Raw genomic sequence first — 12557 nt, forward strand, 5'->3', positions numbered from 1 at the left:
GCGTGAGCGGTGAACTCCGCCCGCCACCCCACGCGGACCCACCCCCCGCCCGGCGGCGGGTGGTGGCCTTCGGGGAGGTGCTCGGGCTCTCGCTGCTGTGGGGGGCGGGGTTCCTGTGGATCAAGCTGGCGCTGCGCGGGTTCTCGCCCGTGCAGATCGTGTTCGTGCGGCTGCTCGTCGGGGCGGTCATCCTCGGCGTCGTGGCGCTCGCCGCGCGGCAGCGGTTCCCGCGCGACCGGCGGACCTGGGGGCACCTCGCCGTGGCGGCGCTGGTGGCCAACGCGGTGCCGTACGTGCTGTTCGGCATCGGCGAGCGGACCGTCGGCTCCAACGTCGCCGGGCTGATCAACGCGACCACCCCGCTGTGGACGCTGCTGTTCGCCTTCGCCGCCGGCACCGACCGGTCGGCGGGGCCGGCCCGGGTGGGCGGGTTCGCGCTGGGGTTCGCCGGGACCGTGGTGATGTTCGCCCCGTGGAAGCATGCCGGCGAGTTCGCCGGGCCCGGCGGGCTGGCGATCCTCGCGGCGGCGCTCTGCTACGGGATCAGCTACGTGTACATGGCCCGGTACCTCACCGGCCGCGGCCTCCCGCCGCTCGTCCTCGCCGCGGGCCAGCTCCTCGCCGGCAGCGCGCTGCTGGCGCTGGCGCTCCCCGTCGCCGGCCTCGACCCGCCGACCTGGCGGGCCGACGCGGTGCTGTCGCTGGCCTGCCTGGGCGTGCTGGGCACGGCGGCGGCGTACGTCCTCAACTACCGGATCATCGCCGCCGAGGGGCCGGCGGTCGCCTCGACGGTGACGTACCTGCTCCCGGTCGTCGCCGTCGGCCTCGGCTGGCTGGTCCTCGGCGAGACGCTGACGCCGTCGGCGCTGGCCGGCATCGCGCTGGTGCTGGCCGGCGTCGCCCTCACCCGCCGCCGCTGAACCCGCGCACACGAGTGGGGGCGTGGCGCAATCGCCACGCCCCCACTCGCGCTGCCGCTCAGGAGGAGCGGTACGTCCGGTCGTAGTACGTGCCGACCTCGTCGCGGTAGTCGGCGCGGTGGTGCGCGTCCTCGTCGTACTCGGGACTCGACTTGACCTGGTCCTTCGTGCGGTCCAGGAACACCTTCTTCTCGGCGTGGTCGATCCGGTTGATCGTCCCCGCGGGGATGAGGACCTTCTTGCCGAAGATCCACGGGCCGGTGTCCACCACCAGCCGGCGGGCGTCGACCTCGTCGCTCGCCTCGTCGATCGAGCCGATGCTGCCGTCCGTCGCCTCGACGTCGTAGCCGACCAGCTCCTGGCCGGCCTGGTAGCCGCTGTCGGCGCGGTAGTCGTACGGGGTGAAGCTCGCGTCCGTCATGGGGGAGTCCCTCCTCAATGAACCGTGGATGGAACCGCCGGTACCCGAGGCCCCGGCCCGCTAATCCCGATCGGGCCTAAAGGTGGAAGTCGCCACACATGGTGGTTGAACGCGGCCGACCCGGGGTAGTCCGCGCGCATGCGTATCGTCATCACCGGGGCGACCGGCAACGTCGGCAGCGCCCTCCTGCGCCGGCTCGCCGAGGAGCCCGACGTCGAGCTGGCCGGCATCGTCCGCCGGCCGCCACTGGCCGGTGCGGGCGCCCCGTTCGACGACGTGCAGTGGCACGCCGCCGACCTCGGCAACCCGGCCTGCGTACCGCGGGTGACCGAGTGGCTGGCCGGCGCCGACGCGGTGATCCACCTGGCCTGGCGGATCCAGCCCTCGCACGACCGGACCGCGATGCGCCGGACCAACGTCGACGGCACCCGCCACCTGCTCGACGCCGTGGCCGCGGCGGGCGTGCCGACGCTGCTGTACGCGTCCTCGGTCGGCGCCTACTCGCCCGGCCCGAAGACCCGGTTCGTGGACGAGTCGTGGCCGGTGGCGGGCGTGGCCGGCTCGGCGTACAGCGAGGACAAGGCCGTGGTCGAGGCCCTGCTCGACGACGCGGAGCGGGCCGACCCCGACCGGCGGATCGTCCGGCTGCGGCAGGCGCTGGTGTTCCAGCGGCGGGCCGGGGCGGAGATCGTCCGGTACTTCCTCGGCGGGCTGGTCCCGAGCGGGCTGCTGCGGCCGGGCCGGCTGCCGGTGGTGCCCACGGACCCGCGGCTGCGGGCCCAGGCGGTGCACGCCGACGACCTGGCCGACGCGTACGCGCTCGCGCTGCGCAGCGACGCCCGCGGCGCCTTCAACATCGCCGCCGACCCGGTGCTGGACCCGCGGGTGCTGGCCGACCTGCTCCGCGCCCGCACGGTACCGGTGCCGGCGCTGCTGCTGCGGGTGGCCGCGGCGGCGACGTGGCTGGCCCGGTTGCAGCCGACGGACCCGGGGTGGGTGGACATGGCGGTGTCGACGCCGCTGATGGACGCCACCCGGGCGCACCTGGAGCTGGGGTGGAAGCCGCGCTACTCGGCGACGGAGGCGCTGGCGGAGATCGTCACGGGGATGGCGGCGCGCGCCGACGCCCCGACCCCTGCCCTCCGCGCCCACTGACCGACCCGGCCACTTGACCGGCCACGCCGTCGCGGGCCGCCGCTCACCCGGCCCGCCGGGTCAGGGGGCTGACCTCGTGCGTGGGGCCGGGAGGGGCGGCGGGTGCCCCGGCAGGGGTGGTCAGGCTTGATCCCCTGCCGGGGCACCCGCCGCCCCTCCCGACCGGTCCGTACGTTGCTCCCTGGCCGTGCGCGGGCCGTTTCCCGGTCGGTCCGTACGTTGCTTGCTGGCCGTGCGCGGGGCGTATTCCGGTCGGTCCGTCCGTTCTCGCGGTTGTGGTCGGGGTCTGTCTGTTGCCCGGGTCTCGTTACGGCTTGAGGAGGACCTTGATGGTGCCGTTGGACTTGTGTTGGAAGTCGGCGTAGGCGGTCGGGGCCTCGGTCAGCGGTACGCGGTGGGTGGCGAAGGTGTCGACGCCCAGCGGGTCGGCGTCGGTGAGCAGGGGCAGGATGTCGGGGACCCAGCGGCGGACGTTCGCCTGGCCCATGCGGAGCGTGATCTGCTTGTCGAACAGGGTGAGCATCGGCAGCGGGTCGGTCTGGCCGCCGTAGACGCCGATGATCGAGATCGTGCCGCCGCGGCGGACCGCGTCGATCGCCAGCAGGAGGGCGCTGAGCCGGTCCACGCCCGCCCGGCGCATCATGCGCTGGGCCAGCGCGTCCGGCAGCATGCCCGTCACCGCCTGCGCGACCGCGCCGCCGGGTGAGCCGTGCGCCTCCATGCCGACGGCGTCGATCACGCCGTCGGGGCCGCGGCCGCCGGTGCGGTCGCGCAGCACCTCGGCGACGTCCTCGTGGGCGCTCGCGTCGATCGCGTCGATGCCCCGGCCGCGGACCCGGGCCAGTCGGTCGGGCACCAGGTCGACGCCGATCACCTTGATGTCGCGGTGCGCGGCGATCCGCGCCGCCATGTCGCCGATCGGGCCGAGGCCCAGCACGGCGAGGGTCCCGCCGGGGGGCACGTCGGCGTACTCGACGGCCTGCCAGGCGGTCGGCAGCACGTCCGAGAGGTACACGTACCGGTCGTCCGGGCCGTCCGCCGGGACCGTGATCGGGTTGTAGTCGGCGTGCAGGACCCGCAGGTACTCGGCCTGGCCGCCGGGCACCCGGCCGTACAGCTTGGTGTAGCCGTACAGGGCCGCGCCCATGTCGTGCTCGCGCACCCGGGTCGTGTCGCACTGTGTCTGGAGGCCCAGCCCGCACATCGCGCACTGCCCGCAGGCGATCTGGAACGGGACCACCACCCGGTCGCCGACGCTCAGCCCGGACACCGCCGCGCCGACCTCGACCACCTCGCCCATCGGCTCGTGGCCGAGGATGTCGCCCTCGGTCATGAAGGGCCCGAGCACCTCGTACAGGTGCAGGTCCGAGCCGCAGATGCCGGTCGAGGTGACCCGGATGATCGCGTCCGTGGGCTCCTTGACGATCGGGTCGGGCACGGTGTCGACCCGGACGTCCCGCTTGCCGTGCCATGTCACCGCACGCATGATCAGCTCCTCGCGTCGTGGTCCGCCGTCACCCCGTACCTACCCGGGCACCCGGGTAGGTACCCCAACCGGGCCGTTTCGGGATCGGACGTACGGGTACGCGGTGGGGCATGGACCACACTCTCGACGCCCTCCTGGACGGGTACGCGTGGCTGCCCGCCCTCCGCCGCCGGCACGGCTCCGACCTCGTCCGCACCCGGGTGCTGGGCCGCCGGGCCGTGGTGCTGTGCGGGCCGGGCGCGGCCGAGTTCTTCGCCGACGACCGGGACGTGCAGCGCGGCGGGGTGGTCCCCGAGCCGGTCCGCGCCACGCTGTTCGGCGAGGGCGCGGTGCACGGGCTGGACGGCGCGGCCCACCGGCACCGCAAGGACCTGTTCCTGCGGGTGCTCGCGCCCGAGCGGGTGACCGCGCTGGTCGACGCGGCGACCGCCGCCTGGGACGCCCGGGTCGCCGCCTGGTCGCCCGGCGACCCGGTCAGCCTGCACACCGAGTCCGCGGCGGCGCTGGCCGGCGCGGCCGCGCTGTGGGCCGCCGTACCGGCCACCGACGACCGGCTGGCCGCGGACCTGGTCGCGATGGTCGACGGCTTCGCCACCCTCGGGCCGCGGCACTGGCGCGCCCGGGCCGCCCGGCGCCGCCGGGAGGCCCAGCTCGCCGGGCTGGTCGCCGAGGTGCGCGCCGGCGTGGTCCCGGCGCCGGCCGACTCGGCGCTCGCCGCCGTCGCCGCCCACCGCGAGCCGGACGGGCAGCCGCTCGACCCCGGTACCGCGGCCGTCGAGCTGCTCAACCTACTGCGCCCGACCGTGGCGACGTCCTGGCTGGTGATGTTCGCCGGGCACGCCCTGCACCGCTGGCCGGAGCTGCGCCCGCGGCTGGCCGACCCGCGGTACGCGACGGCGTTCGCGCACGAGGTCCGGCGCTTCTACCCGTTCGCGCCGTTCGTCGGCGGGCGGGCCGCCCGCGAGCTGTACCGCGAGGGCCACCGCATCCCCGCCGGCACGCTGATCCTGCTGGACGTCTTCGGCCAGAACCACGACCCGGAGCTGTGGCCGGACCCGTACCGGTTCGACCCCGAGCGCTTCCTGGACCGGGAGCCCGGCGAGTACGACCTGATCCCGCAGGGCGCCGGCGACCCGGCGACCGGGCACCGCTGCCCCGGCGAGCCGGCGGTGGTCCGGCTGCTCGCGGCGCTGGCGCCGCGCCTGGCCGCGCTGGACTACGCGGTGCCGGGGTACGACCTGCGCATCTCGCTGCGCCGCATCCCGGCCCGGGTGGCCGACGGGATGACGGTGCTGCCGGTGGCGGCCCGCGTCCCCGCCTGACGCCCGCCGCGCCGGCCGCCGGCCGGCCGCCCGCGCCCGCGGGCGCGGGTGCCGGCGGGTCTAGGTGCCGGTCTCGGCGTGCGGGGCGGCGACCTGCTTGGACTCGGGGGAGTTGCGCTCGCGCAGCACGATGCTGAGCACGATCAGCGCGCCGACCGCGAGGAACTCCGACTGCCAGTTCTGCAGCGACTGGAACCAGAACTCCGGCGCGCCGGCGAAGTCCCACACCCCGATCGGCGGCTTGCCGAGCAGCGTTCGCTCCGCGTTGTACGCGGCCGTGCCGCCGGCCAGGTGCCCGACGAACGACAGCGCGAACATGCCGAACAGCGCGATCGACAGGCTGTGCGCGTACAGCCGCCGCCACCACCCGCCGCGCCGCGCCGGCCACGGCGAGTCCGGCCCGACGCCGCGCTCCTCGCCCGCGTCGTCCACCGGCCGGGACTCGGCCGAGCCGCGCTGCACGAGCCAGGCGGTGAGCAGCACGTACGCGCCCATCTGGAGGAACTCCGACTCCCAGTTCTCGAACGTCGCCTCGGCGAACGCCCCGGAGCCGAGGTAGTCCAGCAGCGACTCGGCCGCCCGGCCGTGGTCGGCCAGGTCGGCGTTGCCCGCCCGCCAGCCGAAGTACGCCTGCCCGACGAGCAGCGCCAGGAAGACGCCGAAGACCACCAGGGACAGCCCGTTCCACCACAGCCAGCGCCGCATGCGCCCATCCTCGCCCGGCGGGCGCGGTTTCGCGCGCGTTCGCCCGGGTACCCCGGCCCCCGGGAGGTGGTGACGATGGCACCCCAGCAGGCGTGGAGCGCCAAGCGCGAGCGGCAGTACGAGCACATCAGGGCGAGCGCGAAGAAGCGCGGCGCGTCCACCGACACCGCGGAGGAGATCGCCGCCCGGACGGTGAACAAGGAGCGCGCCCGGCACGGCGAGGCCGAGGAGAGTTCCCGACTGTCCCGCGAGGACATCTCGTCGGGGCGGCGCGGGGGGCTGCGGTCGCACTCGGGGGCGGGGGGCCGGACGAAGGCGCAGCTCTACAACGAGGCCCGGAAGAAGAACATCCGCGGCCGGTCGACGATGACGAAGGCGGAACTGGAGCGCGCCGTCGACCGCTGACCTCGTGCCCGGGGTTGACATCCGTCGCTGCCATGTTTAACGTACTTGTTAATTAGCAGGTACGTTAAATAAGGAGTTGGGGTGGCGGACGATCGGCTGAGTCTGATCTTTTCGGCGCTGGCCGACCCGACGCGCCGGGCCATCCTGGCCCGCCTCGCCGACGGCGACGCCACGGTCGGCGAGCTGGCCGAGCCGTTCGACATCAGCCTCCCCGCGATCTCCCGGCACCTGAAGGTGCTGGAGCACGCCGGCCTCATCTCCCGCAGCCGCAGCGCCCAGTGGCGGACCAGCTCGCTGGAGGCCGCCCCGCTCGCCGAGGCGACGGCCTGGATGGAGCGGTACCGCCGGCACTGGGACGCCAACCTGAACCGGCTCGACGCGCACCTCAAGCGCATGCAGCAGCAACCCGAGGAGAGGACAGCACCATGAGTGAGCTGATCATCGACCGCACGTTCGACGCCCCCGTCGCCCTGGTGTACCGGGCGTTCACCGACCCCGACCAGCTCGCGCAGTGGTTCGGCCCGGTCGGCTGGTCGGTGCCGCGCGACTCGGTCGACGTGGACCCGCGGGTCGGCGGCCACCAGCGGCTGACCATGGTCAGCGACGAAGACCCGACCCAGCAGTCCCCGGTCGACGCCACCTTCACCGAGGTCGAGGAGAACCGGCTGCTGGTCGGCGTCCAGCGGGTCACCGGCGTACCGGGGCTGGCCGACGGCGACCTGACGCTGCGGGTGGAGTTCCACGACGAGGGCGGCGCGAAGACCCGGGTGGTCATCCGGCAGGGGCCGTTCACGCCGGAGTTCGAGGAGATGACCCGGCAGGGCTGGACCAGCTCCTTCACCAAGCTGGAGCGGGTCCTGGCCGGCTGAGCCACCCGCGCGGGCGCCCCGGACGGAGGAAACCGGGGCCGTCCGCGCGGGCGTGCGCCGTGGGCCGGGCCCGGTCGCCGATGATCGGCGTACGGGCAACGGGGGGTGCGGAATGCGTACGGTCGTGCTGTGGGTCGCCCTGCTCCTGGCCGCCGCGCCGGCCGCGCCCGCGGCGGCGGCCGAGCCGCCGGCGGGCGGGTTCGCCGGGATGGTGGCGCTGCCGGGCTGCTCGGGCGCGGTGGTGCGGTTCCGCGGCGCGCCGCCGGCCCGCCCCGCGCTGGTGCTGACCAACGGGCACTGCGTCGAGACCGGGATGCCGGCCGCCGGCGTGGTGCTCGTCGACCGGCCGAGCCGGCAGCCGGTGACGCTGCTGGCCGCGGACGGGCAGCCGGCGGCGGCGCTGGCCGCGGACCGGCTGCTGTACGCGACGATGACCGGCACCGACGTGGCGCTGTACCGGCTCGGGGTGAGCTACGCCGGGATCCAGCGCCGGTACGGCGTCGCGCCGCTGGTGCTCGCCGAGCGCGGGCCGGCGGCGGGGGCGCCGATCACGATCCCGTCCGGGTTCTGGCGGCTGACGTACCGGTGCGCGGCCGAGGCCACCGTGCCGGTGCTGCGCGAGGCGCAGTGGGTGTGGCGGGACGCGGTCCGGTACAGCGCCGCCTGCGACACCAAGGCCGGCACCTCCGGCTCGCCGATCGTCGACGCCAGCGGCGAGGTGGTCGGCGTGAACAACACCGGCAACGAGGGCGGCACCCCGTGCGCGCTGATGAACCCGTGCGAGGTCGGGCCGGACGGGGCGGTCGCGGTGCTGGCGGGGCGCGGGTACGGGCAGCAGACGGCGGCGTTCACCACCTGCCTGCGCGGCGGCTTCCGGGTGGACCTCACGGTCCCCGGCTGCCGCCTGCCCCGGCCGTACGGCCCGCACCCGCGCCACTGACCCCGCCGCCCGCGCCCGGCCGGCCGCGGCCAGCCGGGCGCGACCGGCGGGCGGGTGCGGCGGGCGGCGTCAGCGGGCGGCGCGGCGGGCGGCCAGGGTGGGGGCCCAGGAGGCCAGTGAGTCCAGTAGCGCGGACAGCGAGTGCTCGGCCCCCTCGGGCGCGGTGAACACCCCGTCCGCGACGGCCTTGCCGGCCCACGGGATCGAGCACATCTCCGGTACGCAGACGAGCTGCACCGAGGCCAGCACCGGCCGCAGGAGCTGGGCGGCCCGGGTGCCGGCGGCGATCCCGCCGTAGCTGACCAGGCCGACGGGCTTGTCGGACCACTCGCCGTACAGGTAGTCCAGGGCGTTCTTCAGCGGGGCGGTGTAGCCGTAGTTGTACTCGGGCAGCACGAAGGCGTACGCGTCGCCGGAGTCGATCCTGGCGCTCCAGTCCTTCGTGTGCTGGTGGGTGTACCGGCGCAGGCGCGGGTGCGCCGGTTCGTCCATCATCGGAAGGTTCCACTCCGCCAGGTCGACCAGCTCGACGTCGAAGGCACCGTGCGCGCCCGCCCGTTCGGCGACCCAGTCGGCGATCGGCCGGCCGATCCGGCCGGGCCGGGTGCTGGCGACGATGATCTGCAAGGTGGTCATGGAACCCCATCCCTCTCGGCAACCGCCCACGGATGGGCGCTGGGCGCGGCGGGCTGCCGGCCCTACACTCGGAACCGTGGCTGACCAGGACAAACGCGCCCCCGACGACGCGCTGGACCCGTCGGCCGCGGCCGCATCGACGACCGTACCCGCCCCCGCATCGACGGCCGTTCCCCCGCCCGTCCCCGCGGTCGCGGCGGCCCCGATCGCGGGCCCGCCCGGCACCGCGCCGGCGGCGGCCACCGAGGCGGCCGTGCCGCCGCAGCCCCGGCCGGCGGCGGACCCCGGACCGGCCCCCGGGGCGCCGGCGCCCCGGGGGCGGTGGTCGGTGCGGAGCTGGCGGCCGTGGGCGGCCGGGCTGGCCGTCCTGGCCGCGGCGGCGGTCGGCGCCGCCGCGCTCCTGCACCGTACCGGCGCGCCCGTGGCCGTGCCCACGCCCGCCGACCCGCCGCGTGTCGTCGTCGCCACCCGCGGGGCCGTACCGCGGGCCGCGCCGCCCGGGCCGAACCTGCCGACGATCACCTACCTCGGCCGGCTGCCGAAGGGCCTGCCCGCCGACCCGGCGCCGATGAGCGCGGCCCTGCTGACGACGGTCGTGCACCCGGAGCGGACGCTGCCGGTGTACGACAGGCCCGGCGGGAAGGCCGTGGTGTTCCTGCCGGAGAAGATCCACAACGTGCCGGTGTACGCGCCGCTGGTCCGGGAGCGGACCGGCTGGATCGCCGTCCTGCTGCCCTCCGGCAACCGGACGATGGGCTGGCTGCCGCCCGGCGGGTGGAGCCGGGCGAGCGTCCGGGACCAGGTGGTGATCCGGCGGAGGGCGCACACGCTGACCTGGCTGCGCGACGGCGAGCGGCGCGGGAGCTGGACGGTCAGCGTCGGCTCGAACACCTCGCCGACGCCGCTGGGCCGGTCGTTCGTGTTCGGCCGGTCGAGCCTGTCCGGCGAGGTGTACGCGGGGCTGGACGTGCTGGCGCTCGGCGCGGTCCCGGACGACCCCGACTCGGTGCCGGCCGGGCTGCGCGGCGCGCACATCGGCATCCACAGCTGGTACCGGGACACCTTCGGCGGGAACACCTCCGACGGCTGCGTGCAGGTCCCGCCGGCCGGGCACAAGCTGCTGTTGGCAAATCTGACCAAGGGCAGCGGGGTGCTTGTCCTGCCATAACGGCAAGCGCGAAATTCCTCCGCCGAACGGACGAGGCCGGACACCCGAACGTTCGTTACGGTCACCTCGTTGTGCACGCTTTTCCTCCATTGGGGAGCGTGTCAGTCCAACGAGGAGGACCCCTTTGCGACGCGCGCTCACGGCGGCCCTGGCCGCCGTACTCACGCTGCCGCTCGCCACTCCGGTGCAGGCCACCCCACCCGCGGCGGGCCCCGGCGCCGCGGGGATCGGCGACAGCTACTTTCCGCTGTACGGAAACGGCGGCTACGACGCCGCCCACTACGACATCCGGCTCCGCTACTACCCCGAGTCGGGCCGGCTGACCGGCGTGACGACGGTGCTGGCGACGGCCACCCAGGACCTCAACCGGTTCAACCTGGACTTCGCGCTCGACGTGCAGTCGGTGCGGGTCAACGAGCGCCCGGCGACGTTCGTCCGGGAGCAGGGCCGGGAGCTGGTGATCACGCCGGCCCGCGAGATCAGGTCGGGTGAGCGGCTGAACGTCGTCGTCACGTACGACGACAAGCCCGGCAGCAAGGTCGTCGACGGCTTCACCGGCTGGCGGACGACCAAGGACGGCGTCACCATGCTCGGCGAGCCCGAGGCGGCGCTGTGGTGGTTCCCGAGCAACGACCACCCCACGGACAAGGCGACGTTCGACGTCTCGGTGCTGGTACCGGAGAAGCTCGCCGCCCTCAGCAACGGCATCCAGGCCGGCGGCGACCCGACCCAGCCCATCGCCGGCTGGAAGCGGTGGAACTGGCGGAACAGCCTGCCGACCGCTACCTACCTGCAGTTCCTCATGATCGGCGACTACGAGATCCAGAAGGAGGACCTCGACGGCGTCCCGCTGCTGAACGCGTACCACCGCGGGCTCGGCGCCGCCCTGCCGGCGGCGAAGGCCAGCATCGGCCGGACGGCGGAGATCGTCGAGTGGCAGTCGGGGGTGCTCGGGCCGTACCCGTTCGCCACCCTCGGCGGGATCGCCGGGCCGCCGGACGGCTTCACCTCGGCGCTGGAGGTGCAGGGGCGGCCGTACTACGGTCCGGGCTTCTGGGCCCGCGGCAGCAACACGTCGGTGGTCGTGCACGAGCTGGCGCACCAGTGGTTCGGCGACTCGGTCTCGGTCAAGGACTGGCGGCACATCTGGCTGAACGAGGGCTTCGCCCGGTACCTGGAGTGGCTGTGGTCGGAGCGCAACGGCGACGGCACGGCGCAGGAGCTGGCCGACTACGCGTACGCCAGGGAGCCGGCGGACTCGGCGTTCTGGCAGGTCCTGCCCGGTGACCCGGGCGCGGACGACCTGTTCCACGGCGCGGTGTACAACCGCGGCGGCATCGCCGTGCACCAGGTGCGGCTGGCGATGGGCGACGCGGCGTTCTTCCGGTTCCTGCGCGACTGGCAGCAGAGCAACAAGTACGGCGTCGGCACCGTCGAGGAGTTCCAGCGCGGGGCCAGCCTGTACGCCGGCAAGGACCTGACGCCGGTGTTCCGGACCTGGCTGTTCACCAGGGGCAAGCCGGCCGCGCCGGCGGGCCTGCGGACCGGCGTGGTGGCCGAGCCGCGGAGCTGGCAGCGGATCGCCGAGGCGGAGCGCCAGCTCCACCAGGGGCACGCGCACTGACCCCCGCGGCGGCGCCGGTCCCGGGCTCTCGGCCCGGCCGGCGCCGCCGCCGGGCGGCCGCGGTCAGCGGCCCGAGCGCAGGGCGTCGCGGATGTCGGTGAGTAGGAGGACCTCCTCGCTGGGGGCCTCGGGCTCGGGCTCCTCGCCGCGCTTGCGCCGCTCGGCGAGCTTGTTCAGCGGCATGACCACGAGGAAGTACAGCGCCGCGGCGGTGAGGAAGAACGAGATCGTCGCGTTGATGAAGGCGACGTAGTCGAACGCGACACCGCGGACGGTCCAGGGCTTGCCCTCGATCTTGTCCTTGTTCAGGACCACGACCGTCAGCAACCGGATCAGCGGCTCCAGGAACGACTTGGTGAGGGCGTTGATCAGTCCGGTGAACGCCGCGCCGATGACGACGCCGACCGCCAGGTCGACGACGTTGCCGCGCATGATGAACTCTTTGAAACCCTTGATCATGCGTACAGGCTAGGGGTCCCGGTCGCCCGGCGGAACGCCCCCCGCAGCGGGATCAGGCCCCGGCGGCGAGCGCCTCGTCCACGGTCGGGTACGTCGGCAGCACCTCGTGCAGCCCGCTGACCTCGAGGATCCGCTGCACCCCGCGCTGCGGCGCCGCCAGCCGGATGTCGCCGCCGGCCGCCTCGCAGGCGTTCTTCGCCCGGACGAACACGGACAGGCCGGTCGAATCGCAGAACGACGTCCCGCCCAGGTCGAACACCAGCCGGCTCGTACCGCCGTCCACCAGGCCGGTCACGGCCTCCTGAAGCTGGGGCGCGGTGGCCATGTCCAGCTCGCCCGCCACCGCGATCACCGCGGCGTCCTGCTCCACCCGGGACTCCACTGTCAATGACATCGGTCCACCTCCCAGCCCAGAACCTACTCCACCCGCCGTGATGGGCGGGCGCG

15 protein-coding genes are annotated in these 12557 nt (G+C 74.6%); 9 read left to right on the forward strand and 6 right to left on the reverse strand.

The features are described from left to right. Positions 1-2: 2 nt before the first annotated feature. Entirely contained in the window at positions 3-920 is a 918-nt protein-coding gene (locus IEY94_RS12775; protein ID WP_229783772.1) for a DMT family transporter, read from the forward strand. 58 nt (positions 921-978) lie between these two features. On the opposite strand, the gene IEY94_RS12780 is transcribed toward IEY94_RS12775, so the two are convergent. Beyond that, complete coding sequence (locus IEY94_RS12780) at positions 979-1341, reverse strand: PRC-barrel domain-containing protein (protein ID WP_189170369.1); 363 nt, start codon at positions 1339-1341, stop codon at positions 979-981. Between the two features lie 138 nt (positions 1342-1479). Here IEY94_RS12780 and IEY94_RS12785 point away from each other — a divergent pair, with 138 nt between their 5' ends. After that, complete coding sequence (locus IEY94_RS12785) at positions 1480-2496, forward strand: NAD-dependent epimerase/dehydratase family protein (protein ID WP_189170370.1); 1017 nt, start codon at positions 1480-1482, stop codon at positions 2494-2496. A 307-nt stretch (positions 2497-2803) separates the two neighbouring features. On the opposite strand, the gene IEY94_RS12790 is transcribed toward IEY94_RS12785, so the two are convergent. Further along, positions 2804-3982: an alcohol dehydrogenase catalytic domain-containing protein gene (locus tag IEY94_RS12790; RefSeq protein ID WP_189170371.1), complete on the reverse strand. Its 1179-nt coding sequence runs from the start codon at positions 3980-3982 to the stop codon at positions 2804-2806. A gap of 110 nt (positions 3983-4092) precedes the next feature. Here IEY94_RS12790 and IEY94_RS12795 point away from each other — a divergent pair, with 110 nt between their 5' ends. Then, the gene (locus IEY94_RS12795) at positions 4093-5304 is read left to right on the forward strand and encodes a cytochrome P450 (protein WP_189170372.1); all 1212 of its coding nucleotides are present in this window, start codon (positions 4093-4095) and stop codon (positions 5302-5304) included. Between the two features lie 60 nt (positions 5305-5364). Here IEY94_RS12795 and IEY94_RS12800 read toward each other — a convergent pair whose 3' ends face one another. Continuing rightward, positions 5365-6009: a DUF6766 family protein gene (locus tag IEY94_RS12800; RefSeq protein ID WP_189170373.1), complete on the reverse strand. Its 645-nt coding sequence runs from the start codon at positions 6007-6009 to the stop codon at positions 5365-5367. Between the two features lie 75 nt (positions 6010-6084). On the opposite strand from IEY94_RS12800, the gene IEY94_RS12805 reads away from it, so the two are divergent. The 4 genes from IEY94_RS12805 (at position 6085) to IEY94_RS12820 (ending at position 8223) form a co-directional block, all read left to right on the forward strand. Continuing rightward, positions 6085-6414, forward strand: a complete 330-nt coding sequence (locus IEY94_RS12805) for a plasmid stabilization protein (protein WP_189170374.1) — start codon at positions 6085-6087, stop codon at positions 6412-6414. Between the two features lie 81 nt (positions 6415-6495). Next, complete coding sequence (locus IEY94_RS12810) at positions 6496-6843, forward strand: ArsR/SmtB family transcription factor (RefSeq protein ID WP_189170375.1); 348 nt, start codon at positions 6496-6498, stop codon at positions 6841-6843. Then, positions 6840-7283, forward strand: coding sequence for an SRPBCC family protein (locus IEY94_RS12815; RefSeq protein ID WP_189170376.1), 444 nt, complete (start codon positions 6840-6842; stop codon positions 7281-7283). Before IEY94_RS12810 ends, IEY94_RS12815 begins: the two co-directional genes overlap by 4 nt. A gap of 112 nt (positions 7284-7395) precedes the next feature. Further along, a complete protein-coding gene (locus IEY94_RS12820; RefSeq protein ID WP_189170377.1) occupies positions 7396-8223 on the forward strand; it encodes a S1 family peptidase in 828 nt (275 codons plus the stop codon). A gap of 69 nt (positions 8224-8292) precedes the next feature. On the opposite strand, the gene IEY94_RS12825 is transcribed toward IEY94_RS12820, so the two are convergent. Continuing rightward, entirely contained in the window at positions 8293-8859 is a 567-nt protein-coding gene (locus IEY94_RS12825; protein WP_189170378.1) for an NADPH-dependent FMN reductase, read from the reverse strand. Positions 8860-8935: 76 nt separating this feature from the next. Between IEY94_RS12825 and IEY94_RS23995 the strand changes: the two genes are divergently transcribed. Both IEY94_RS23995 and IEY94_RS12835 read left to right on the forward strand, forming a co-directional pair. After that, entirely contained in the window at positions 8936-10027 is a 1092-nt protein-coding gene (locus IEY94_RS23995; RefSeq protein WP_189170379.1) for a L,D-transpeptidase, read from the forward strand. Between the two features lie 124 nt (positions 10028-10151). Then, the gene (locus IEY94_RS12835) at positions 10152-11651 is read left to right on the forward strand and encodes a M1 family metallopeptidase (protein WP_189170380.1); all 1500 of its coding nucleotides are present in this window, start codon (positions 10152-10154) and stop codon (positions 11649-11651) included. A gap of 63 nt (positions 11652-11714) precedes the next feature. Here the strand turns inward: IEY94_RS12835 and mscL are convergent, their stop codons facing one another. Both mscL and IEY94_RS12845 read right to left on the reverse strand, forming a co-directional pair. Next, positions 11715-12110 carry a large conductance mechanosensitive channel protein MscL gene (mscL, locus tag IEY94_RS12840; RefSeq protein WP_189170381.1) on the reverse strand — a complete coding sequence of 132 codons (396 nt, stop codon included), beginning with the start codon at positions 12108-12110 and terminating at the stop codon, positions 11715-11717. Between the two features lie 52 nt (positions 12111-12162). Next, positions 12163-12504: an STAS domain-containing protein gene (locus IEY94_RS12845; protein ID WP_189170382.1), complete on the reverse strand. Its 342-nt coding sequence runs from the start codon at positions 12502-12504 to the stop codon at positions 12163-12165. Positions 12505-12557: the final 53 nt, after the last annotated feature.

The organism is Pilimelia anulata (assembly GCF_014647895.1).
In the GTDB taxonomy this organism is placed as follows: domain Bacteria; phylum Actinomycetota; class Actinomycetes; order Mycobacteriales; family Micromonosporaceae; genus Pilimelia; species Pilimelia anulata.